Below are 21,249 nucleotides of genomic sequence, written 5' to 3'. Positions count from 1 at the left end.
GTTCACTCAGCGGGCACCGGCCTGGCCTTCTTCTTCACGCGCTTGATCGTGCCCGAAAACGTGAACAGCTTGCGTTCGCCGGCTTTCAAAATGCCGCGCAAAAAGATCAGCGAGCCGCCGATGCGGGTCATTTCGCCGTCGCACTCGATCAACTCGCCCTCTTTGGCGGCATCGAGGAATTCGCAGGCGAACGAGACGGTAATGCCCGGTCCCTGCAATTCGCGCGAGGACAGCGCGAACAGGCAGTAATCGGCAAAGGTCATGAAGCAGCCGCCGTGCACATTGCGCATGCCGTTGAGGTGCTTTTGCTCGACCCGGAACGCGCAGCGGACACGGCCGTCGGCCTCTACCTTGTGCCAGAACGGGCCCGAGACCGATTCGAAGGAATCCCGCTTCCAGGTGGTCCAGCCCGCGAATTCCCCCTCCGTGGCGGTATAGGCGTCGGCGTGGAACGGGACGGTGCTCTCGAGGGCGACATTCACGGTCTGAACTCCTTGGATTGGCTCGGAAAAGTGTTAAATCCGATCCATCCGCCGGGCGCAAATGCCGCCTCCGGGCGCCAGTCACCGCAATTGCTTGGACAGGGCAGGACGGCAGCGTAAAAGGCCTTTTCCTGCTGTCGTCTTCTTCCTATGAAGAGCCCTCATTAGCGCAGAGTCCCCAAGAGCCCCAATGAATCAGCCCCAGATCACCCCCGAACTCGTCGCCTCCCACGGCCTCAAGCCCGACGAGTACGATCGCATCCTCAAGCTGATCGGAAGGGTCCCGAGCTTCACCGAACTCGGCATCTTCTCGGCGATGTGGAACGAGCACTGCTCGTACAAATCCTCCCGCCTGCACCTGAAGGGCCTGCCGACCAAGGCGCCGTGGGTGCTGCAGGGGCCGGGCGAGAACGCCGGCGTGATCGACATCGGCGACAACCAGGCCATCGTGTTCAAGATGGAGAGCCACAACCACCCGAGCTATATCGAGCCCTACCAGGGCGCGACAACCGGCGTCGGCGGTATTTTGCGCGACGTGTTCACGATGGGCGCACGCCCGATCGCCTGCCTCAACGCGCTGTCGTTCGGCGCGCCGGAACATCCCAAGACCCGCCATCTGGTGTCGGGCGTTGTCGCCGGCGTCGGTGGCTACGGCAATTCGTTCGGCGTGCCCACCGTGGGCGGCCAGATGCGCTTCCACACCCGCTATGACGGCAACAACCTCGTCAACGCGATGGCGGTGGGGCTTGCCGATGCCGACAAGATCTTTCTGGCCGCGGCGTCGGGCGTCAACATGCCGATCGTCTATCTCGGCTCCAAGACCGGCCGCGATGGCATCCACGGCGCGTCGATGGCCTCCGCCGAATTCGACGAGGACTCGGCCGAGAAGCGCCCGACCGTGCAGGTCGGCGATCCCTTCGCCGAGAAGCTGCTGCTGGAAGCCTGCCTCGAGATCATGGCCGCCGATTGCGTGATCGCGATCCAGGACATGGGCGCGGCCGGCCTGACCTGTTCGGCCGTCGAGATGGGCGCCAAGGGCGACCTCGGCGTCGAATTGAATCTCGACACCGTACCGACGCGCGAGCCGGGCATGAGCGCCTACGAGATGATGCTGTCGGAGAGCCAGGAGCGCATGCTCATGGTGCTCAAGCCGGAGAAGGAAAAGGAAGCCGAAGCGATCTTCAAGAAGTGGGGCCTCGACTTCGCCATCGTCGGCTACACCACGCCGACCATGCGCTTCGTCGTCAAGCATGGCGGCGAGACGATGGTCGATCTGCCGATCAAGGAACTCGGCGACGAAGCGCCGCTGTACGATCGCCCGCATGTGCCGTCGCCGGTGTTGCCGGTGATTCATGCGCGCGACGTCGCGGCGCCACTATCGATTGCGGACGCTTTGGAAAAGCTCATCGCCACGCCGGAGCTTTGTTCGAAACGCTGGGTGTGGGAGCAGTACGATCACGTGATCGGCGGCAACACCGTGCAGCGCCCCGGCGGCGACGCCGCGGTGGTGCGGATCGAGGACGGCCCGAAGGGGCTGGCGATGACCGTCGATGTCACGCCGCGTTATTGCGAGGCCGATCCGGTCGAGGGCGGCAAGCAGGCGGTGGCCGAAGCTTGGCGCAACATCACCGCGGTCGGCGGCAAGCCGATGGCGATCACCGACAATCTCAACTTCGGCAATCCCGAGCGGCCCGAGATCATGGGCCAGCTGGTCGGCTGCCTGAAGGGCATCGCGGAGGCCTGCATCGCGCTCGACTTCCCGATCGTGTCGGGCAACGTCTCGCTCTACAACGAGACCAACGGCCGCGGCATCCTGCCGACTCCGTCGATCGGCGGCGTCGGCCTGCTGGAAGATTTCACCAAGTCCGCGACGCTGGCGTTCAAGGCCGAGGGTGAAGCGATCCTGCTGATCGGTGAGACGAAGGGCTGGCTCGGCCAGTCGGTCTTTCTGCGCGACATCTGCGGCCGCGAAGAAGGCGCGCCGCCGCCGGTCGATCTCGCGGTTGAAAAGCGCAACGGCGACGTGGTGCGCGGCATGATCCACGCCGGCACGGCCACCGCCGTGCATGACCTGTCGGACGGTGGATTGCTGGTCGCATTGGCCGAAATGGCAATGGCGTCCGGCATCGGCGCCAAGCTCGACGCCGCGCCGGAATCGACCGTGGCGCATGCCTATTGGTATGGCGAGGATCAGGCGCGCTACATCGTCACCGTGCCGGAAAGCGCGCTCTTGGGCGTGCTGACCAAGATGAAAGCGGTGGGCGTGCCCTGCCTGCAGATTGGCGCCACGTCAGGCGATCAGGTCGCCATCGCCGGTGAACGCGCGGTCCACGTCAAGGCGCTCTCGCACGCGCATGAAAGCTGGCTGCCGAACTACATGAACGCGAAGGCGTAAGTATACCTGGAGCGCCAGCTCTTTTCCCTCCCCCCAAGCGAAGCTTTGCAGGGTGGGGAGGGTGCCGCGTTTGAGAGCCACCGGGTCCGGCTTCGCCGGCCCGATGATAAACTCCGCGAATAAACGTGACGGGGGGGGCGCAAGCGCCGTCGCCCGCGGCAACCCCACTCCGGCCTCCACTTCAGCGAGGCTGCGCATCGCTTCGTTCGGCCGACCCTCCCTGCAAGGGGCAGGGCGTCCATCAGCGGCTGCGCTTCGATACAGCCAACATCAACGTCTCAATAGCTCAGCGTCCGGTCGACCAGGTGCAACAGCGGTGCGCCGCTTTCCGCCCGTTCGACATTGTCCGCAATGGCGTCAGACGCGGATGTCACGCGGGTGGCGGCGGCTACGTGCGGCGAGATGGTCACGCCCGGGTGCGACCAGAACGGGTGATCTGCCGGAACCGGTTCGGTGCGGAACACATCCAGCGTCGCGTGCTGAATCTGTCCGCTGTCGAGCGCTGCGATCAGCGCGGCGTCGACGATCAGCGAACCCCGTCCGGCGTTCAGGATCGAGCAGCCGCGGGGGAGCAGCGCCAGTGTCTCCGCGTTCAGCAGGTCGATCGTGTCGGGCGTTTCGGGTAGCAGCGATACGAGAATTTCTGCCGCGGCAAGCGCCCGGGGGAGACTCTCCGCGCCGGCGAGGCAATGCACGTCTGAAATCTCCCGGGGCCGCCGGCTCCATCCGGTGACGCGAAATCCCAGGTTCGCGAGTGTTGTTGCCGCAGCCGATCCGAGCTCGCCGAGGCCCAGCACCGTGACCGACCGCTCGGTGGCCAGCGGCGGAACGTGGCGCTGCCATGCCAGCGGTTTTTCACGGACGTACAGATCCGTCTGCAGATGCGCGCGCAGGACGTGACCGACGACCCATTCGACCATGCCCTGCCGGAGCCCGTTTTCCACCATCCGGCACAGCGGCTGCGTCAGCGTCGTGTTGCCGACGATCTTCTCGACGCCTGCCCACAGGCTCAGCACGGCGCGCGCATGGATGAAGGGGTCGAAATCCTTGATCGGGCCTCCGGTGGCATGGATGATGTAGTCGACCTTCTCGGGCGGAATCGCGCCGGGCAGGCCGGCTTGCGCTTCGATGTTGCGGCGCCTGAGGGCCTCCAGGATGGGCTCACGATACTCCTCGAACAGATCGGGAGAGACGTTGAAAAGAAGCTTGATCACCTGGCCGTCGTTACGCGCGCGCATTCCTGTTCCTTGCGAATCTTTTTTCATGGACTGTTTTCGGACTGTTTTCAGGCACGTGGCGCGTCCGTCGAACGCCCATGCCGTATGTCGGGGAGACCGGACGAATGCAGCCGCCTACAACACCTTCTTCGCGCCCGGAATCCTGCGCAGCAACGCCGTCACACCCCAGCTTGCCGCCAGCGTGCCCGCGAACACGATCAGCGCCTTAGGGACGGCCGACAGCGGCGCGGTCAACAGCGCGTATTGCAGCCACAGCACGGCGATGTAGTGCACGACATAGATGCCGTAGGCGTCGTCGCGCAGTGGATCGAAAATGCTCTTTTCGCTCTGCGCAAAGCGCAAAAACAGCGCCAGGATGGCGAGGCAGATCAGCGTGCAGGCCAGCGCGTAGATCACGCCGTAGCTCGATTGCCACCAGAACGGTGGCGCGCCCGGCAGGTTGGACAGCCGCATGCGGCGGAAGTTGACCAGGAAGACGAGCGCACCGAACGACAGCGCGGCGGCGAGCACCCAGACGTACCATTGCCGCGCCAGCGCGCCGGATTTCGCCAGCAGGCCCTGGTCGAGTTGAGCGGCGCCGATGCCCATGCCGGCGAAGAAGAACACGCCGTAGATCGCCACGCGCGACAGCTGTACCTGCAGCGGCCCCCAGTTGAACCAGCGGACGGCGCCGACCTCAAACAGCAGCGGCACATAGGCGATGACGGACGCGATGGCCAGCACGCCGGCGAACAGCATCGGGCGCTGAGCCGATTTCAGCGACAGCCGGTTGATGGCGTCGAGCAGGCCGGGCGTGAAGTACACCAGCGGGATCGCCAGCAGATCGAGGAACAGCAGATACCAGATGAACCAGCCCGGCCCGTCGAACCAGATGCCCTGCTTGAAGTTCGCGACGTAGAACTCGAAGAAGCCGAGCGGTGAGCCGGTCAGCCGGAACGAGGCGTAATAGGCGATCGGCATCAGCACGAACAGCATGGCCGCGAAGGGCAGGCCTAGCCGCCACGCGCGGTCGCGCAGGAAGTGGCCGATGCCCTTGCGCCTGAGGCTGCCGGCGACGAACAGGCCGGACAAAAGGAACATCAGGCACATGAAGAACGCGTCATTGAACAGCGTCAGGAGGTTGAAACCGATCCAGCGCTGGCTGTCGACGATCGGCGCCGATGACCACAAATAATGGTTCGGATAGAACCGGCCGAAGGCGGTGTAGGCGACCACCGAGTGGTTGATCAATACCAGCAGCGTGATGAAGGTGCGGGCGCGATCGAGCGCGGCGTTGCGGTCTGACATCTGGATCGACGGCCCTATCGTTGGATGCCGCGACCGCCGGGAAGCCGGGCGACATTTCCGGCAAGCATAGGACCAGCCGCGGATGGCCGCAAATCACGCCAGGCACAACGTCGTTCCCCGGCGCGCCAATTGGCGTGGCGGGGAACGATAGGGGGGTCAGCCCGCGGCGGTCTCGATGGTCACCTTGTCAGGATAGAACGCCAGATAATCCCTGATCTCCTCCATCGCCGGAAATGGCGTTTCGTAGCTCCAGATCGCGTTCTCCAGTGCCTTGCCGCCGGCATTGACGGTGTAATAGCTGGCGTCGCCCTTGTAGGGGCAATGCGTGGTGCGTGCGGTCTTCGTCACCAGATCGAGCTTCGTGTCGGCGCGCGGGATGTACAGCACCTCGGGGTAGCTCGCCTCTTTCAACGCCAGCGCGCGGCTGGTGTCGGCGATCACGGTGTCGCCGGCTAGCACGCGGACGTGCTTGTCACTGCGCCGGATCGTGATCGGATGGTCGGGGCCGGGGAGCTTCATGGACAAACCCTCTCGCTGGTCGGATGCTGCCCTTCAGATGTGGCGGTTCGCCGGGGTTTAAAAGGGGGGCGGGCCTCGTTATATCGTGAGAAAGCGGTGACGCGCTTCGGCGCCCGCGTTAGATTGGGCCGCCGACGCGAGGCCTTTTTGCCCGATTCGACGACGGTTCTGGAGATACGACAATGCCTATGGACGCCCACGATATCGAGACGATGATCAAGGCCGCGCTGCCCGATGCCGAGGTGACGATCCGCGATCTCGCCGGTGACGGCGACCATTACTCGGCGACCGTGATCTCGGAATCCTTCCGCGGCAAATCCCGCGTCGCCCAGCACCAGATCGTCTACCAGTCGCTGAAAGGCCAGATGGGCGGCGTACTGCACGCGCTGGCGCTGCAGACCGGTGTGCCGGAGGCGTAGAGTCGCTTGCTTCCCTCGCCCCGCCGCGAAGCAACGCTTCGCTGGGCGGGGAGAGGGTGGCTTCGCGCAGCGAAGACGGGTGAGGGGCGAAGCCATGCGCGGCAGTATTCGCAGCACTCCACTATCGCGCCAACTCCGCGCCAACCAGACCGATGCCGAAACCAAACTCTGGCACCGCATTCGCAACCGGCAGGTCAGCGGATTCAAATTCGTTCGGCAGGAGCCGATCGGTCGCTACATCTGCGATTTCGTTTGCCGGGAGCAGTGCATCGTCGTCGAGGTCGATGGCGGGCAGCATCTTGAATCGAAGCGCGATGAGGAGCGGGATCTGTATCTGACAGCGCAGGGCTATCGCGTGATGCGCTTCTGGAACAACGACGTGTTGTCGAACATCGACGGCGTGTTGATGGTGCTCGACGAAGCGTTGCGCGAAGCCGCGGGCAGGAGTGATCCGACCTGATAGACTATGGATGTTGCGATGGCGTGCCCGGCCCCTCACCCGGATCGCAAGTGCGATCCGACCTCTCCCCGCAAAGGGCGGGGAGAGGTTAGGCAAGCATAGCGCCGCTTTTCCCTCGCCCCGCTGCGAAGCAACGCTTCGCTGGGCGGGGAGAGGGTGGCTTCGCGCAGCGAAGACGGGTGAGGGGCTCTTGCTATTCCCCCGCCACCAGCGCGTGGACGGAGAACTGCTTGTCGGAATCCGTCCATGACGCCTTCGGCGTCCAGCCGGAGCCGCGGGCCAAAGCCGCGAAACGCTCCAGGCTGTATTTGTAGCTGCTCTCGGTGTGCAGGCTTTCACCGGCGCGAAACGTGAAGCTGCGGCCGAGCAGGTGCACGGTCTGCGGCTTTCGTGCGATCAGATGCATCTCGATGCGGTGGCGCTCGCGGTTGTAGATCGCGCGATGCGTGAAGGCCGAAAGATCAAAGTCGCCGCCGAGTTCGCGGTTGATGCGCACCAGCACGTTCTTGTTGAACTGGCCGGTGATGCCTGCCGCGTCGTTATAGGCGGCGTGCAGCAGTTTTTCGTCCTTCTCCAGATCGATGCCGATCAGCATCAACGCGCCCGGCCCGAGAATGGCGCGCGCGCTGCGCAGGAAGGCGCAGGCCTCATGCGGCTCGAAATTGCCGAGCGTCGAGCCCGGAAAGAAGCCGACCTTCGGCATCGCCTGCACGGCGTCCGGCAGCGCGAAGGCCGCGGTGAAATCGGCCGTGACCGGATACACGTTGAGCGCTGGAAAATCCGCGCGCAGTTCCGCCGCTTGCGCGTGCAGGAAATCGCCGGAAATATCCACCGGCACATAGGCGCCGAACTCGCACTCATTCAGCAATAGCCGCACCTTGGTGGTGGCGCCGGCGCCGAATTCGACCAGCGCGGCGCCCTTCGGGATGATCGCCCGGATGTCGCTGCCGCGCGCGCGCAGAATCTCCAGCTCGGTGCGGGTCGGGTAGTATTCCGGCAGCCGTGTGATCTGCTCGAACAGTTCGGAGCCCGCGGCGTCGTAGAAATACTTTGGCGAGAGTTTCTTCGGATGCTGCGACAGCGCCTGCGTGACGTCGGCGGCAAAATCGGAGGCATTTTCGTCGAGCGGCACGGCGGCCAGAGGGGCGTGGATGTTCATCGGGGTACTTTCCTCAACGCGTGGCGCTGTGACGGAAATCAGACGGCGTAGTCGGCGAGCCGCAGGCCGGTGAACTGCCAGCGATGATGCGGATAGAAGAAGTTGCGATACGAGATACGGCTGTGGCCGTCAGGCGTTGCAAGCGACGAGCCGCGCAGCACCATCTGGTTGATCATGAACTTGCCGTTGTATTCGCCGAGCGCGCCCTCGATGGCGCGGAATCCGGGATACGGCGCGTATGAGCTGCGGGTCCACTGCCAGACGATGCCATAGGCGTCGTTGAGCGCGCCTGAGCGCGCCGCGACTTCCCATTCCATCTCGGTCGGCAGGTGCCTGCCGCTCCAGCGCGCAAAGGCGTCAGCTTCGTAGTAGCTGACGTGGCACACGGGGGCATCGGGATCGACCGGCTGCAAGCCACCCAGCGTCATGATGCGCCATTCGCCGTCGATCCGGCGCCAGTGGCCGGGCGCCTGCCAGTCGTCGCGTTCGGCGGCAGCAAAGCCGTCCATCAGCCACAGCGTCGGCGTCACGTATCCGCCGGCTTCCATGAAGGCCAGCCATTCGCGATTGGTGACGAGGTTGCGCGCGATCCGGACCGGGCCGACCAGCGCGCGGTGCGCCGGCTTCTCATTGTCGAAATGAAAGCTGTCGCTCTGATGGCCGATGGTGTGGATGCCCTCGGTCAGCGTCAGCCATTCGTCGCCGGACCGGGTCGCGGCGGGGAAGCGCCAGTCCGGTTCATAGGCCGGCGGGATAGGGTTCTGCGCGAAGGCATGCAGGATGTCGGTCAGCATCAATTCCTGATGCTGCTGCTCGTGGTTGAAGCCGACTTCCAGTAGCGGCACCAGCGCGTCCAGGGTCGCGTCATCGGTCGCGTTGAAGAATTTGATGACGGCGGCATCGACATGCCGGCGATAGGCCGTGACTTCGTCGGCGCCGGGGCGGGTGAGGTGGCCGCGCTGCGCGCGGGCATGGCGCGGGCCGGCCGAGACGTAATAGGAATTGAACAGATAGGCGTAATCGGGATGGTAGGGCACATAGCCCGGACTGTGGTCGCCGAGCAGGAATTGCTCCCAGAACCAGGTGACGTGGGCGCGGTGCCACTTCGCCGGGCTGGCGTCGGGCATCGACTGCACCAGCTGGTCTTCAGCAGAAAGTGATGCGGCGCGGCGCTCGGTCTCCCGGCGGACGGCCAGAAACGCATCGCCCAGTTTTTGCGCGAGCGAACCCGATGCGGACAACAAGGAGGGCCCGGAGGCAGCCAGCGGGACCGCGGCGGTGGCGGGATTCGTCACGGCAAACTCCGGTTTTGGAGATAACGCTGCTCCGGCCCGCGGGTTCCGCGCGCGCTCTGTCCTAAATAGGACATCCCGCCGGGGATTAAAGGCTTGCCGTCATCTCATCCGACGATTTGGCGGAGAGCCGCCCTGGGGCGGTGAAAAGCCAACGGGATCAAGGGTCGGGCCGCTGTCCCGGAGGCGATCGAGGCGGCTTGGGTAAACCTTTTCTCGGGTTGTTCTTGGGGTGCGGAACGGTTTGGGCTACATATATGTCCATGCAGACGAAGCCGGCCGAACGTCGGGCCGCAACAGGAACGTGATCATGAGCATTGAACAATTCATCGAAAACGAAGTGAAGACCAACGACGTGTTGCTGTTCATGAAGGGCACGCCGCAGTTTCCGCAGTGCGGCTTCTCGGGCCAGGTGGTGCAGATCCTCGATCACGTCGGCGTCGGCTACAAGGGCCTCAACGTGCTCGAATCCGCCGACCTGCGCGACGGCATCAAGACCTATTCGAACTGGCCGACCATTCCCCAGCTCTACGTCAAGGGCGAGTTCGTCGGCGGCTGCGATATCATCCGCGAGATGTTCCAGGCCGGCGAATTGCAGTCGCTGCTGGCCGAGAAGGGCGTCATCGCCGCCCCAGCCTCGGCCTGATCGAGGTCGCGGACGGCCTCCTTCACCTCTCCCTGCCTGGCGAATCTTCGCGCGGCGGGGAGAGAGATGGGCGGACCGCGTCCGGGAAACGGTACCTGCTTCCCGCCCACCTCACCGCCCTTGTATGCCTCCCCGCCATCGCTAGACTTCCCGCGGGCCGGCAGAAGGAATGGCGATGAGATTGCGACAGGGAATGCGCGCGCTGCTGTGCGCGGCGGCTTTGATGGTCGCTTCGCCGGCTTTCGCCGAAGACCGCTTCGCCGCCGAGGGCACCTTCGATATCCCCGCCGGCGCGCATTTCTCGCCAGAAAAACTGGCGAAGATCGGCGAGTTCTTCAAGAAGCAGATCGCCGACGGCAAGATCCCCGGCGCCATCGTGCTTATCCAGCAGCACGGCAAGCCGGTCTACCGGGAATTCTTCGGCGTCCGGGATCCCGACACCAATCAACCGATGACGGAAGACACGATCTTCCGGCTGCACTCGATGACCAAGCCGATCACCTCGTTCGCGGCGATGATGCTGGTCGACGAGGGCAAGCTCAAGCTCGACGATCCCGTCTCGAAATACATTCCGTCTTTCACGTCCGCCAAGGTCGGCGTCGAGAAGAAACTGGAGAATGGCGAGAAGGCGCTGCAGATCGTGGCGCCGGACAAACCGGTCACGATCCGCGATCTGCTGCTGCACACGTCCGGTATCACCTACGGCTTTTACGGCGACAGCATGGTGCGCCGTGCCTACGGCAACGCGCAGATCTACAACGGCGATTTCGACAACAAGGAATTCGCCGACCGCATCGCGCAACTGCCGCTGGAGCATCAGCCCGGCACGCTGTGGGACTACGGCCATTCCACCGACATTCTCGGTCGCGTTATCGAGGTCGTCTCCGGCAAGCCGCTGCTTGGCTTCGAGCAGCAGAAATTTCTCGGCCCGCTCGGCATGAAGGACACCGGCTTTTTCGTGACGGATAAGAAAAAGGAAGTCCTGCTCGCCAAGCCGATCGGCTGGGATCGCGATTTCCGCACCGGACGGCAGGGCCGGCCGGAGACCTACCGGAAATGGGAATCCGGCAGCGGCGGCATGCTCTCGACGCTGTCGGACTATGCGAAGTTTTCGCAGATGCTGCTCAACGGCGGCGAGTATGACGGCAAGCGCTATATGTCGGCCGCGACCTTCAAGGACATGACCACCGACCACATCAGCAAGGAGTCCGGCATCGCGCGCGATGCGCTGTATTTCCCCGGCGATGGTTTCGGCTTCGGCTACGGCTTTGCGGTGCGCACCGACGCCGGCAACGCCAAGCCATCGCCGCCGGGATCCCTCGGCGAATTGAAGTGGGACGGCGCCAGCGGCTGCTACTTCGTGATCGATCCGAAACAGGATTTCTTCTTCATTTTGCTGGAGCAGACCCCGTCGGAGCGGCAGCGCATCCAGCGATCCCTGAAGTTGCTGGTGTATGAAGCGCTGGAAAACTGACCGCCGCGCGCTGCTGCTCGGCCTGCTCGCCAGCGCCGTCGCGCCTGCGGCGCGGGCAGCGGAGCCGAAAGCGGCGCGAGCGTTTTCGCCGTCGCTGTGGGCAGCGCTCGACGGGTATTTCGGCAACGAGATTTCGACCGGCCAGATCCCCGGCGCGGTCGTGCTGGTGCAGCAGCACGGCCGGCCGCTGTATTTCGAGACTTTCGGCCGGCGTGATGCCGGCAGCCCGATGACACCGGACGCGATCTTCCGGCTGTATTCGATGACCAAGCCGGTCACCTCGGTGGCGGCGATGATGCTGGTCGAGGACGGCGCGCTGCGGCTGGATGATCCTGTCGCCAAATTCATTCCGGCCTTTGCCGGCGCGCGCGTCGGCATCGATCGCAGCGGCGGCGACGAACACGCGACCTCCGAATTCGTGCCGTTGAAGCGCCCGATCAGCATCGAGGACCTGCTGCGCCACACCTCCGGCATCACCTACGGCTTCTACGGCGACGATCCCGCGCGGCGTCGCTATGCCCAGCTCGACCTGTTCGACAGCCGCGATATCGACAACGCGGAACTCGCTGACCGCATCGCGCATCTTCCGCTCGCCGAACAGCCGGGCACGCTGTGGGACTACGGCCACTCCACCGACGTGCTGGGTCGCGTCATCGAAGTGATTTCCGGGCAGAAGCTGTCGCATTTCCTGCAGACGCGGCTGTTCGATCCGCTGGGCATGGTCGATACCTCGTTTTACGTGACTGATCCCCGCAAGCGGCCGCGCATCGCCGAGCCGTTCTCGCGTGACCGCATGATCGGGCCGGTGATCGGAATGCACGATCCGCTGCAGGTCCGGCGCTGGGAGGCTGGCGGTTCGGGGCTGGTCAGCACCATCACCGACTATGCGCGCTTCGCGCAGATGCTTTTGTCCGGCGGCACGCTGGACGGCCGGCGTTATCTGCAGGCGAGCACCATCGCGTTGATGACGTCGGACCATGTCGGACCGATGAGCGGCGTTTCGCGCGACTACTACTACTTCCCCGGCGACGGCAGCGGCTTCGGCCTTGGCTTCGCCGTGCGCACGAAAGAACTCGCCAGCGAGCCCGGCCCGATCGGCGAGTATCGCTGGGACGGTGTCGGCGGCACGTTCTTCTGGATCGATCCACAGGACGACATGTTCGTCATCGTGATGATGCAGTCGCCGCCGCAGCGGGTGCGGATCGAGGGCGAGGTGCGGAAGATTGTGTACGGGGCGATGGAGTAAAGGCTGGCACCACGAAACACCGATTTCACAACACGCTCAGGTGTCATCACCCGCGAAAGCGGGTGACCCAGTATACGTTGTCGATACGGCTTCATCATTGGCCGTGGCGTTTACTGGGTCGCCCGGTCAAGCCGGGCGATGACAGCGGAGTTTGTGGCGATGACAGTTATGTGTGGGGTGGCGACGACGTTACGCGGCCCGCACGATATCCCGCACCAGCCCCAGCGTTTCCTCGATCATTGCCGCACTCACATCGAGATGCGTGCAGGCGCGGATGCGGCCGTCCATCGTGGCGAGCAGCACGCCGCGCTGGCGCAGCGCCGCGACCATCGCGGCACCCGTAACGCCCGTGCCTGCGGGATCGAAGAACACCAGATTGGTCTGCGGCTGCTGCACCACCATGCCCTCGATCTGGGCCAGGCCGCCGGCCAGAACACGGGCATTGGTGTGGTCGTCTTTCAGTCGCTCGACGTGATGGTCGAGCGAATACAGGCAGCCCGCGGCGGACGTGCCGGCCTGGCGCATCGAGCCGCCGAGACGCTGCTTCCAGCGCCAGACTTCGTCGATGAAGTCGCGCGAGCCGGCCATCGCGGCCCCCAGCGGCGCGCCGAGGCCCTTGGTGAAGTCGAGCCACACCGAATCCCAGCCCTCGGACATTTCCGGCGCGCTGATGCCGGTTGCGACACAGGCGTTCAGCAAGCGCGCGCCGTCCATATGCGTGGCCATGCGGTGGTCGCGCGCGATGGCGACGATTTCGTCGAGCGCCGTCTTTGGCCAGATCGTGCCGCCGCCGATATTGGCGGTCTGCTCGACGCTGACGAGGGTCTGCGGCGGCTCGTAGCGGTTGCGCGGATGTAATGCGGCCTTGAACGCGGCGGGCGTGAACTGTCCGTCGGCGCCCGGCACGGCCGTCACCTGGAAGCCGCCGAGGGCTGCATGCGCGCCGCCTTCGCGGCTGATCAGATGGGCGGTCGGATGCGCGAGGATTTCATCGCCGGGCCGGCAATGCACCAGCGTGGCGGCGACGTTGCACATCGTGCCCGACGGCATGAACACCGCGGCTTCCTTGCCGAGCAACCCGGCAACGCGCGCGCACAGCGCGTTGACGGTGGGGTCGTCGCCGATCTGCTCGTCACCGACCGGGGCGTCGGCCATCGCCGCGCGCATCGCAGGCGTGGGACGGGTCTGCGTGTCGGACAACAGGTTGATACGCACCGGGGCTAGTGCGGGGTCGGTGGGAACGGGCGTGTAGGTCATGCGATGAACTCTCGGTCTTTCTCAATCGAAGCGACGCTGGGAGATTACGCTCCCTTTCCCGCACTGAGTGAGAGGGCCAGGGGTGGGGCTCTGGCGCAACGACATACTCCGTTGTCGTCACCCGCGAAAGCCGGTGACCCAGTATACGTTGTCGGCACGGTTCGATCACCGACAGCGGTGTTTACTGGGTCGCCCGGTCAAGCCGGGCGACGACAGGGAGAGGGCTGCTGAAGAAGCGCCCACAAAAAAGGCCCCGGTGAAACCGGGGCCTTGATCTCGTCAGCGCTATCAGAAATTAGCGCGAATAGAATTCGACGATCAGATGCGGCTCCATCTGCACGGCGAACGGAACGTCCGACAGCAGGGGGATGCGGATGAACTTGGCGGTCATCTTGCCGTGATCGGTTTCGACGTAATCCGGGGTGTCGCGTTCGCCGAGCGTCGAGGCTTCCAGCACGAAAGCGAGCTGCTTCGAGGATTCCTTGATCTCGACGAGGTCGCCGACCTTCACCTTGTAGGAGGCGATGTTGACGCGCTTGCCGTTCACCTTGATGTGGCCGTGGTTGATGAACTGACGGGCGGCGAACATGGTGGCGACGAACTTGGCACGGTACACCACGGTGTCGAGGCGGCGCTCGAGCAGGCCGATCAGGTTTTCACCGGTGTCGCCCTTCATGCGGCCGGCTTCCACGTAGATGGAGTGGAACTGGCGCTCGGAAATGTTGGCGTAATAGCCCTTCAGCTTCTGCTTGGCGCGCAGCTGCACGCCGAAGTCGGAGAGCTTGCCCTTGCGGCGCTGGCCGTGCTGGCCGGGGCCGTATTCGCGCTTGTTGACCGGCGATTTGGGACGACCCCAAATGTTCTGGCCCATGCGGCGGTCGATTTTATACTTGGCTTCACTACGCTTGGTCATCGCGTCCTCGATGTTAAGATGTGGATGAGGAGACGCGCCCTCCTGTGCACCGATGAATTCCCTTGAGGGGAAATCCCGGGGCCGACAGGTTCATTCCCAAGCTGGGAGGAGAACCACGGGTGCGAAACGCAACGCGGGCCGAAAACGGCCCGCGAGCAAGCGGGGTTCTAGGAAAAACGGCCGGATATGTCAATTCAAAGCGGCCGATCCCGTGGCCCGGAACCTGCGTTTTTCGCCGCCAAACCGGCTTTTACCGCTTATCCGGCCAGTGCGTGCGGCGAATGGGCGATCACCACGGGGTGGCTGGCGCGCATTTCGGCCGCCAGCTCGCCATTCAGCACCTGTTCCAGCCGACTCAGGGTTCGCGCGATCAGGGCGGCGTCGGTGACGCGGTGGTCCCAGCGGATCACTACGTCCATGCCGTTGTCGGCATCCAGCGCGCCGTAGCTGAGCAGGAACGGCCCCGGACTCAGCGCATCCAGATTGCCGGGCCCGAATGCGGCCACCGAGGTAATGCCGAAATTGCCGCAGAAATTGGCCCGCTGCCGGCCCCAGGCCATGCAGGTGGCCCATAGCAGCCGGCGCAGTGGCATCGGCAGCCGGGATACCCGCAGCAGCTTGCGGAACATCGGCACCTTCTCGACTGGCGCGGTCATGGCGTAGCGAATCTCCGCATCGACCGCCGCCAGCGACATCGCTTCGGCGTTGCAGACCCGCTGCGGCAGCACGCATTGCTCGCCGCCTTCGTTGCGTGAAATCGCCACCATGCCGGTGCTCTGCGGCAATTCGTAGAAATGCGGCCACCATCCCTTGACGTACATGGTGCGCAGGATCGGCTCGTCCCGCGCCACCAGGCAGAACGCCTTGGTGAAGATGGCGGCCCAGCCCGGCCGCAGCGTACAGCCCGCGCGCGCCCCGGCGAGTGCGGTGACATGCAACCGCCGCCGCAAAGCGACGAACGGGACGTCCATGGAGGCATGCATCAGGTCGATGATTAGCCGGCGCGGTACCGACACCTTGTGAATCGAACCACGCATCCCGAACCGCCCCCACGACAGACCGGGCGTTGTTCGCCCGATTTGATTTATTGTGACCTAGCACGGTTCAGGCGTTTACACAGCATTCGGCGGCGCATTCGGGTACCCGAATACAGATTTTCTAGCAGCGTCCGGAGAAGACCTTTTTCCTCTTTTTCAGAGGACACCACCTTTCTCGCGAATGAGCTCCGCCATTTCATCGCGACCGAAAAACTCGGCCCAGCCCAATGCAGTGGCCTGATGCCTGTCGTCACGTACATTCGGATCGGCTCCGGCATCGAGCAGGAGCCGAGCTATCTCGATGGCGCCGCTTTCGGTCGTCATATGGAGCGCGGTGTGATTGATGTCCCACATCCGCCGCTTGGCATTGACGTCGATGCCGTGCGCCAGCAGCCAGCGAATGGCGGGCAGGTTCCGTTTGTTGACGGAAACATGCAGGGCGATGGTGTCGCCGCCGTCAGGACCGATCCGGGACGGGTCGTCCCGCAACATCGTCTCGGCTTCGCCGTACAGTCCCAAATTCACGGCCGTCAGCAAGTCGGGCGTGAGCCCGGCCTGCCGGAGGGCCGCAACGATGTCCGGGTCCGTGCCGCCCTCTGACGCTGTCGTCAACGCGGTTGCGCCGGTCGCATCGCGTGCATTCGGGGCGACGCCGAGTTCGAGAAGAAGCTGCACGATGCGCGGCCGCTTCTTCCTGACGGCATGATGGAGCGGCGTACAGCGATGCTGGTTGCGGGTCATTCGGGAGGCCAGCAAAGAGCGATCTCCGGCCACCATGGCGCGCAGGTCGTCGGTTCGATCGAGCGCAATCGCCGTCCACAGGTCGAGCTTCGCCCCGTGGTCGAGCAGATAGGTGGCGACGTCCTGGCGCACATCGCCGAAGCAGGTTGCCCAGCCGAGCACGCCGACCCCGTGATCGTCGCCTTTGCCATCGACATCGGCGCCGGCCTCGACCAGCAGCCTGATCGTCTCCATATCGCCATGTGCTGCCGCGAAATGCAGCGGCGCGGCGTTGTCCGGAAAGTCACGACGGTTGAGATCGGCCCCCCGCTCGATCAACAGGCGGGTGGCGGCATGTTGGTTGCGCAGAACCGCGAGGTGCAGCGCCGTAGCCTTCTGAAATCCGCCGCCCAGCGCGTCGATCCATTCAGGATGTGCGTCGAGGCCGGCGCGGAGCGCGTCGAGATCGCCGGACTGCGCCGCCCGCATGATGGCCTGGATCGCCTGCATCTCCTCGTCCGGACGGGTTTTTCCTCCCTGGAGACTGCGTACCAGAACCTCGAGCGCTTCATGTCCCCGGTGCTTGGCGATCTGATGTACCGTGCGACCGTCGGCGTCCGGTGTTGCGGGGTCAAAGCCCGCCGCAAAGGCGTTGCGGACGGTCTCAAGGTCGCCGGCGTGTGCGGCTTCGAAAACGCGATCGCGATCGCGAAACGGCGGACTGATGCTGTCGATATGCGACTTCAACGCGCGCCAGCTCTTGAAGCCATAGTCATGGGCGACTGCAAGCTGAGCTTCATGCAGTCTGGCGCCGGGCTGGCCGGTGCGTAGCTGAACGAGCCGCTGCCTGGCGGTCTTTCTGAGCCAATCGAGATGGGGCTTCGCGGGCAAAACCTGCGGCATGGCAACCTTCTTTCCGGGCGCCCGGCGACCGCGATTCTCGGGCAAGAAAGAAGGAGATGTAAGTGAAGTGCTGGAGGCGGGTTCAACCCTTTACGCGGTCCGACGGTCGCCTGCTCGACCAGATGCAACGCTATCTCCGGCAAGTCCGCGACGTCAAGCCGCGAAGATGAGGAGTCCGCTTCGCATCAGTCCGAGCGGCGACGCGTCAATGAGCTCGCGCCCTAGTTCGGAGCCGGGGTCGCCAGTGGCTTGCCCTTGGTGATGATGTAGATGCCCAGCACCTTCAGCGGTTTGTCGCCGGAGGTCTTGGCGTCGTGCACGGCGCCGGCGGGGATCTGGTAGGAATCGCCGGCCTTGAGCTTGAGCGGCGCCTGGCCGTCGATCACCAGTTCGAGTTCGCCGTCGAGCACATAGCCGGTCTCGGCCCCCGGATGGGTGTGACGGCCGGAGGCGCCGCCGGCCGGGACTTCGGCGATCGCGGTGACGGTCTCATAGCCTTCCGGGAAATCGAGCTTCTGTAGCGGGGTGCGCTTGATACCTTGCGCGTAGGCCACGCCGGCGGAAAAAGCCACGACGCTCACACCGAGAATGAGTTTCTTGAGCATGCAATCCTCCATCGCCGTTCTCTTTGCGGAACAAGCGATGAAAGCTAGCAGCGAAGTTTCAAACGCGAAAGGGCGATCAGATCGCCAGCTTCGCGCGGTCGCCGAAAGATGGCAGCAAGGCCGCGCCCGGCGCATGCGGCCGGCCGGAGGTGAAGTACATCTCGGGTGCGCCGGAGCCCGCTTCAATGTCGCCGGCGCCGAGCAGGTCGACGACGCGCCGCGCCACCGCGGGCGCCGGATCGATCCAGGTCACCGGCCACGGCGCCAGCGCGATGAGCCGGTCGAGCAGCAGCGGATAGTGCGTGCAGGCCAGTACCACAGTGTCGGTGCGCGATACGCCATCATCGACGAAGCAGGGCGCGATCTCGGCTGTGATGTCGGCGTCGCTGATGTCGGCATCGCCGCCGAGCGCCTTTTCGGCGAGCGATGCGAGGTTCGCCGAACCGACCAGCGTGACGTCGCATCCCCCGGCGAAATCGTGGATCAGCGCGCGGGTATATTCGCGCTTCACAGTGCCTGACGTGCCGAGCACCGAGACGCGCCTGGTCTGCGATTGTGCGCAGGCCGGCTTGATCGCCGGTACCGTGCCGACGAAGGGCACCGGCCAGGCGCGGCGCAGGTGGCCCATCACCAGCGTCGAGGCGGTGTTGCAGGCGATCACCACGAGGTCCGGCCGGTGCGTGGCGATCAACTCGCCGATCACCGGCACCACGCGGCCGACGATCTCTGCCTCGCTGTGCTGGCCGTAGGGAAAGAACGCATCGTCGGCGACATAGACGTAGCGCGCGTCAGGGCGCGCGCGGACGATCTCGCGCAGCACCGTGAGCCCGCCGAGACCGGAATCGAACACGAGGATGGTGGGAACGGCTGGCATGCCGGCGATCATAGCGAATCCTGGTTACTGCGAGGTTGCGCGGCGCGCCGCGAGTTTGGAGCTATTCCAGCCCGCTTGCGGCTTTATGAGGGCGCGACCGCTTGCCGCAGTGCCGTTGCCGTGGCCTGCTCGGGGACTGGAGTGGTTCAAAGGTGGATCTGTATGCTGCGCAACACTACCCGTGCCTGGGGCAGCCTGTCCCGCGCCTCGCACTGGATCCTGGGCGTCGCCATCATCTTCATGCTGGCCTATGGCTGGTGGTTCAACCACCTCGCGCCGCGGCCGGTGCGGTTCTTCCACCGCTCGATCCATGCCGACATCGGCTACATGATCCTGCTTCTGATGGCGCTGCGGCTGATCTGGCGCGCGCTCAATCCGGTGCCGGCGCTGCCCGCGGGGGCGCCGCGCTGGGAGCGCATGCTGGCCAGCGCCAACCACTGGGCGCTGTATCTCGTCACCATGCTGGTCGCCGTTCTCGGCTGGGCGCATTCCGGAGCGCACAAGCCCGACTATGCCGACTTCTTCGGCCTGTTCCGGGTGCCGCAGTTCACCAGTACCGACAAGGCCAACGCCGACCTCTACGAGGACGTGCACATCTACATGGCCTATGTGCTGATCGCGCTGGTGGTGATCCACATCCTCGCGGCGCTGTATCATCGCTTCATCAAGCGCGACGACGTGGTGATGCGGATGGTGACGGGGGAGTAGGGCCCGGACCTTCAAGGTGTCATTCCGGGCGGACGGTTGGCGAGGTCCGCTATGCCCCGATAGCGATCAAGTTCTGCAGCGCAGCGAGATGTCGTGATGTGCCTGTCATAAGCAGCCTCATGCACCGCAGCAAACAGCATCCCTGTTCGATCACATTGTCAGCTAGAGCATCTTCGTTTTGAGATGGGGCATTCTCTCCGCAAGAATTCGTCATCCTGAGGAGCGGTCGCCTTCGACCGTGTCCCCAGCGAATGGCAACGCCATTCGCTGGGGATGGGCGACAAACGCTTCATGGTTCGAGACGCGCGCCAAGTGGCGCGCTCCTCACCATGAGGACGGCGAGTAGGCTCAATCCAAAAAAGCTCTAGCCTGCGGCGCCGCCAGCCTCATCCTCACGCCCATAGACATGCTCCGCCTTGGAAAACCCGGCGATCGGAAACTCGCCGAGGTCATGCCAGCCGCTGCTGCAGATATCCGCGAACGCCGCGGACGCCACGATGGTGCGGCCGAGCCGGCCCGCGATCTTCTCCAGCCGTGCCGCGAGATTGACCGCAGGACCGATGCAGGTGAAGTCCAGCCGGTTTCCGCCGCCGATATTGCCATACAGGATGCGGCCAACATGAAGCGCGACGCCGAAGCGAAAGCGCTCGGTGACATCCCCTGCGACAAACTCCATCGCCGCAACCGCTGCGCGGGCCTCGGACGCGGCCTCCAGCACCCGGCTGCACACCGCCTGCGCCTCGCGCTCATCGCTGATCGGAAACACCGCGAGCAGCCCGTCGCCCATGAATTTCAGCACCTCGCCGCCGTGCTTCAGGATCGCCGCGACCTGACAGTCGAAGTACAGATTGAGGATCTCGACGACCTGCTCCGGCGGCAGCCGGTCCGACAAAGCAGTGAAGCCGCGCAGGTCGGACAGCCAGATCGCGGCGTGCATGGTCTCGGTATGGCCGCGACGGATTTGCCCGGCGAGTATGCGCTCGCCGGCGCGCGACCCGACATAAGTGTTGAGCAGCGTCGAGGCGGTGCGACGCAAATTGATGACTTCAATGAGTCGGGCCAAAGGCGGCAGCACACGTTTGAGGTCGGCGAGTTGCGCGTCGGTGAAGCCGCCCGGCTGCTTTGTGGTCCAGCTCGAGGCGTGAATGATGCCATCGACGAACGACAGCGGCAGCGCAATGTAGTCGGTGACGCCCTCGGCGCGCATGTCATCGAAAAACGGAAAGCGCTCGCCTGAGGGATCATCGAGCCGGCAGCGCACTTCGATGGCTTGCTGAAACACCACCGCGAGCGGACTTCTGAGGAATTCCGGGGCCTGCTGGATATCAAAATCCACCGATCCCACCTCGACCTCCGTGCCGGGACGCCAGATGAAATTGCGGCCGAAGATATCGGGATGTAGCGTGCGCACAAACACGCCGACGCGCCACAGCGGCAGCCCGGCCGCGATCAGGCGTTCGCAGCATTCCCGCATCATCCCGGCAGGCGTCGGCGAGGAGCGCGCGCCGTCGGTCAACCAGGCGGTGATATCGGTGATGGTGGTAGCAGCGCTCAATGGACACCCACCTTGGTTCGTTTCCCCGATCAGCGAAGCAGCACTACGTGCTGCGCCGCA

20 protein-coding genes are annotated in these 21,249 nt (G+C 64.5%); 7 read left to right on the top strand and 13 right to left on the bottom strand.

Annotation, left to right across the window (positions count from 1 at the left end; translation table 11 throughout):
* Window positions 1-2 precede the first annotated feature (2 nt).
* The gene (locus JWQ24_RS27040) at window positions 3-482 is read right to left on the bottom strand and encodes a PaaI family thioesterase (protein ID WP_299815210.1); all 480 of its coding nucleotides are present in this window, start codon (window positions 480-482) and stop codon (window positions 3-5) included.
* A 190-nt stretch (window positions 483-672) separates the two neighbouring features.
* Here JWQ24_RS27040 and purL point away from each other — a divergent pair, with 190 nt between their 5' ends.
* Window positions 673-2,877 (top strand): phosphoribosylformylglycinamidine synthase subunit PurL, encoded by a 2,205-nt coding sequence (purL, locus tag JWQ24_RS27035; protein ID WP_299815207.1) that lies wholly within the window; start codon window positions 673-675, stop codon window positions 2,875-2,877.
* Between the two features lie 278 nt (window positions 2,878-3,155).
* On the opposite strand, the gene JWQ24_RS27030 is transcribed toward purL, so the two are convergent.
* The 3 genes from JWQ24_RS27030 to JWQ24_RS27020 all read right to left on the bottom strand — a co-directional run bounded on the left by JWQ24_RS27030 (window position 3,156) and on the right by JWQ24_RS27020 (window position 5,921).
* Window positions 3,156-4,142 (bottom strand): glyoxylate/hydroxypyruvate reductase A, encoded by a 987-nt coding sequence (locus JWQ24_RS27030; RefSeq protein ID WP_299815204.1) that lies wholly within the window; start codon window positions 4,140-4,142, stop codon window positions 3,156-3,158.
* 87 nt (window positions 4,143-4,229) lie between these two features.
* A complete protein-coding gene (locus tag JWQ24_RS27025) occupies window positions 4,230-5,402 on the bottom strand; it encodes an acyltransferase (RefSeq protein WP_299815201.1) in 1,173 nt (390 codons plus the stop codon).
* Window positions 5,403-5,558: 156 nt separating this feature from the next.
* Complete coding sequence (locus JWQ24_RS27020) at window positions 5,559-5,921, bottom strand: DUF427 domain-containing protein (RefSeq protein ID WP_299815198.1); 363 nt, start codon at window positions 5,919-5,921, stop codon at window positions 5,559-5,561.
* 182 nt (window positions 5,922-6,103) lie between these two features.
* Between JWQ24_RS27020 and JWQ24_RS27015 the strand changes: the two genes are divergently transcribed.
* Together JWQ24_RS27015 and JWQ24_RS27010 are read left to right on the top strand one after the other, a co-directional pair.
* Complete coding sequence (locus JWQ24_RS27015; protein WP_299815195.1) at window positions 6,104-6,340, top strand: BolA family protein; 237 nt, start codon at window positions 6,104-6,106, stop codon at window positions 6,338-6,340.
* Window positions 6,341-6,434: 94 nt separating this feature from the next.
* Entirely contained in the window at window positions 6,435-6,800 is a 366-nt protein-coding gene (locus JWQ24_RS27010) for an endonuclease domain-containing protein (protein ID WP_299815192.1), read from the top strand.
* Window positions 6,801-6,993: 193 nt separating this feature from the next.
* Here the strand turns inward: JWQ24_RS27010 and egtD are convergent, their stop codons facing one another.
* Together egtD and egtB are read right to left on the bottom strand one after the other, a co-directional pair.
* Window positions 6,994-7,959: an L-histidine N(alpha)-methyltransferase gene (gene egtD / locus JWQ24_RS27005; RefSeq protein ID WP_299815189.1), complete on the bottom strand. Its 966-nt coding sequence runs from the start codon at window positions 7,957-7,959 to the stop codon at window positions 6,994-6,996.
* 38 nt (window positions 7,960-7,997) lie between these two features.
* Entirely contained in the window at window positions 7,998-9,203 is a 1,206-nt protein-coding gene (gene egtB, locus JWQ24_RS27000) for an ergothioneine biosynthesis protein EgtB (protein WP_299815231.1), read from the bottom strand.
* Window positions 9,204-9,561: 358 nt separating this feature from the next.
* Here egtB and grxD point away from each other — a divergent pair, with 358 nt between their 5' ends.
* From grxD to JWQ24_RS26985, 3 genes are all read left to right on the top strand, one after another.
* Window positions 9,562-9,897 carry a Grx4 family monothiol glutaredoxin gene (gene grxD / locus JWQ24_RS26995; RefSeq protein ID WP_299815186.1) on the top strand — a complete coding sequence of 112 codons (336 nt, stop codon included), beginning with the start codon at window positions 9,562-9,564 and terminating at the stop codon, window positions 9,895-9,897.
* A gap of 175 nt (window positions 9,898-10,072) precedes the next feature.
* Window positions 10,073-11,371, top strand: a complete 1,299-nt coding sequence (locus JWQ24_RS26990; RefSeq protein WP_299815183.1) for a serine hydrolase domain-containing protein — start codon at window positions 10,073-10,075, stop codon at window positions 11,369-11,371.
* Window positions 11,352-12,617, top strand: a complete 1,266-nt coding sequence (locus JWQ24_RS26985) for a serine hydrolase domain-containing protein (protein ID WP_299815181.1) — start codon at window positions 11,352-11,354, stop codon at window positions 12,615-12,617. The genes JWQ24_RS26990 and JWQ24_RS26985 overlap by 20 nt, the downstream gene beginning before the upstream one ends.
* Window positions 12,618-12,806: 189 nt before the next feature.
* Here the strand turns inward: JWQ24_RS26985 and JWQ24_RS26980 are convergent, their stop codons facing one another.
* The 6 genes from JWQ24_RS26980 to murI form a co-directional block, all read right to left on the bottom strand.
* On the bottom strand, window positions 12,807-13,874 hold the full coding sequence (locus JWQ24_RS26980) for a threonine aldolase family protein (RefSeq protein ID WP_299815179.1): 1,068 nt from the start codon (window positions 13,872-13,874) through the stop codon (window positions 12,807-12,809).
* 295 nt (window positions 13,875-14,169) lie between these two features.
* The gene (gene rpsD / locus JWQ24_RS26975; protein ID WP_299720930.1) at window positions 14,170-14,787 is read right to left on the bottom strand and encodes a 30S ribosomal protein S4; all 618 of its coding nucleotides are present in this window, start codon (window positions 14,785-14,787) and stop codon (window positions 14,170-14,172) included.
* 257 nt (window positions 14,788-15,044) lie between these two features.
* Window positions 15,045-15,824, bottom strand: coding sequence for an acyltransferase (locus JWQ24_RS26970; protein ID WP_299815177.1), 780 nt, complete (start codon window positions 15,822-15,824; stop codon window positions 15,045-15,047).
* 156 nt (window positions 15,825-15,980) lie between these two features.
* A complete protein-coding gene (locus JWQ24_RS26965; RefSeq protein WP_299815175.1) occupies window positions 15,981-17,447 on the bottom strand; it encodes an ankyrin repeat domain-containing protein in 1,467 nt (488 codons plus the stop codon).
* Between the two features lie 221 nt (window positions 17,448-17,668).
* Window positions 17,669-18,052 carry a cupin domain-containing protein gene (locus tag JWQ24_RS26960; protein ID WP_299815173.1) on the bottom strand — a complete coding sequence of 128 codons (384 nt, stop codon included), beginning with the start codon at window positions 18,050-18,052 and terminating at the stop codon, window positions 17,669-17,671.
* Between the two features lie 76 nt (window positions 18,053-18,128).
* Window positions 18,129-18,926 (bottom strand): glutamate racemase, encoded by a 798-nt coding sequence (murI, locus tag JWQ24_RS26955; RefSeq protein WP_299815170.1) that lies wholly within the window; start codon window positions 18,924-18,926, stop codon window positions 18,129-18,131.
* Between the two features lie 162 nt (window positions 18,927-19,088).
* Here murI and JWQ24_RS26950 point away from each other — a divergent pair, with 162 nt between their 5' ends.
* Window positions 19,089-19,634 (top strand): cytochrome b, encoded by a 546-nt coding sequence (locus JWQ24_RS26950; protein ID WP_299815167.1) that lies wholly within the window; start codon window positions 19,089-19,091, stop codon window positions 19,632-19,634.
* Window positions 19,635-19,998: 364 nt separating this feature from the next.
* Here the strand turns inward: JWQ24_RS26950 and JWQ24_RS26945 are convergent, their stop codons facing one another.
* Window positions 19,999-21,189, bottom strand: a complete 1,191-nt coding sequence (locus JWQ24_RS26945) for an adenylate/guanylate cyclase domain-containing protein (RefSeq protein ID WP_299815164.1) — start codon at window positions 21,187-21,189, stop codon at window positions 19,999-20,001.
* Window positions 21,190-21,249: the final 60 nt, after the last annotated feature.

Source organism: Tardiphaga sp., from assembly GCF_028290495.1.
Lineage (GTDB): Bacteria > Pseudomonadota > Alphaproteobacteria > Rhizobiales > Xanthobacteraceae > Tardiphaga.
The sequence above is the reverse complement of the archived record's forward strand: the minus strand, read 5'-3'. Positions and strand labels throughout refer to the sequence as shown.

Coding starts and splice junctions, on each gene's coding strand:
- egtD (WP_299815189.1), bottom strand. CDS start 7,959: ATGAACATCCACGCCCCTCTGGCCGCCGTGCCGCTCGACGAAAATGCC.
- JWQ24_RS26950 (WP_299815167.1), top strand. CDS start 19,089: ATGCTGCGCAACACTACCCGTGCCTGGGGCAGCCTGTCCCGCGCCTCG.
- grxD (WP_299815186.1), top strand. CDS start 9,562: ATGAGCATTGAACAATTCATCGAAAACGAAGTGAAGACCAACGACGTG.
- murI (WP_299815170.1), bottom strand. CDS start 18,926: ATGCCAGCCGTTCCCACCATCCTCGTGTTCGATTCCGGTCTCGGCGGG.
- JWQ24_RS26970 (WP_299815177.1), bottom strand. CDS start 15,824: ATGCGTGGTTCGATTCACAAGGTGTCGGTACCGCGCCGGCTAATCATC.
- JWQ24_RS27030 (WP_299815204.1), bottom strand. CDS start 4,142: ATGAAAAAAGATTCGCAAGGAACAGGAATGCGCGCGCGTAACGACGGC.
- JWQ24_RS27015 (WP_299815195.1), top strand. CDS start 6,104: ATGCCTATGGACGCCCACGATATCGAGACGATGATCAAGGCCGCGCTG.
- JWQ24_RS27025 (WP_299815201.1), bottom strand. CDS start 5,402: ATGTCAGACCGCAACGCCGCGCTCGATCGCGCCCGCACCTTCATCACG.
- JWQ24_RS26960 (WP_299815173.1), bottom strand. CDS start 18,052: ATGCTCAAGAAACTCATTCTCGGTGTGAGCGTCGTGGCTTTTTCCGCC.
- rpsD (WP_299720930.1), bottom strand. CDS start 14,787: ATGACCAAGCGTAGTGAAGCCAAGTATAAAATCGACCGCCGCATGGGC.
- JWQ24_RS26965 (WP_299815175.1), bottom strand. CDS start 17,447: ATGCCGCAGGTTTTGCCCGCGAAGCCCCATCTCGATTGGCTCAGAAAG.
- JWQ24_RS27020 (WP_299815198.1), bottom strand. CDS start 5,921: ATGAAGCTCCCCGGCCCCGACCATCCGATCACGATCCGGCGCAGTGAC.
- purL (WP_299815207.1), top strand. CDS start 673: ATGAATCAGCCCCAGATCACCCCCGAACTCGTCGCCTCCCACGGCCTC.
- JWQ24_RS26990 (WP_299815183.1), top strand. CDS start 10,073: ATGAGATTGCGACAGGGAATGCGCGCGCTGCTGTGCGCGGCGGCTTTG.
- JWQ24_RS26980 (WP_299815179.1), bottom strand. CDS start 13,874: ATGACCTACACGCCCGTTCCCACCGACCCCGCACTAGCCCCGGTGCGT.
- JWQ24_RS27010 (WP_299815192.1), top strand. CDS start 6,435: ATGCGCGGCAGTATTCGCAGCACTCCACTATCGCGCCAACTCCGCGCC.
- JWQ24_RS26985 (WP_299815181.1), top strand. CDS start 11,352: ATGAAGCGCTGGAAAACTGACCGCCGCGCGCTGCTGCTCGGCCTGCTC.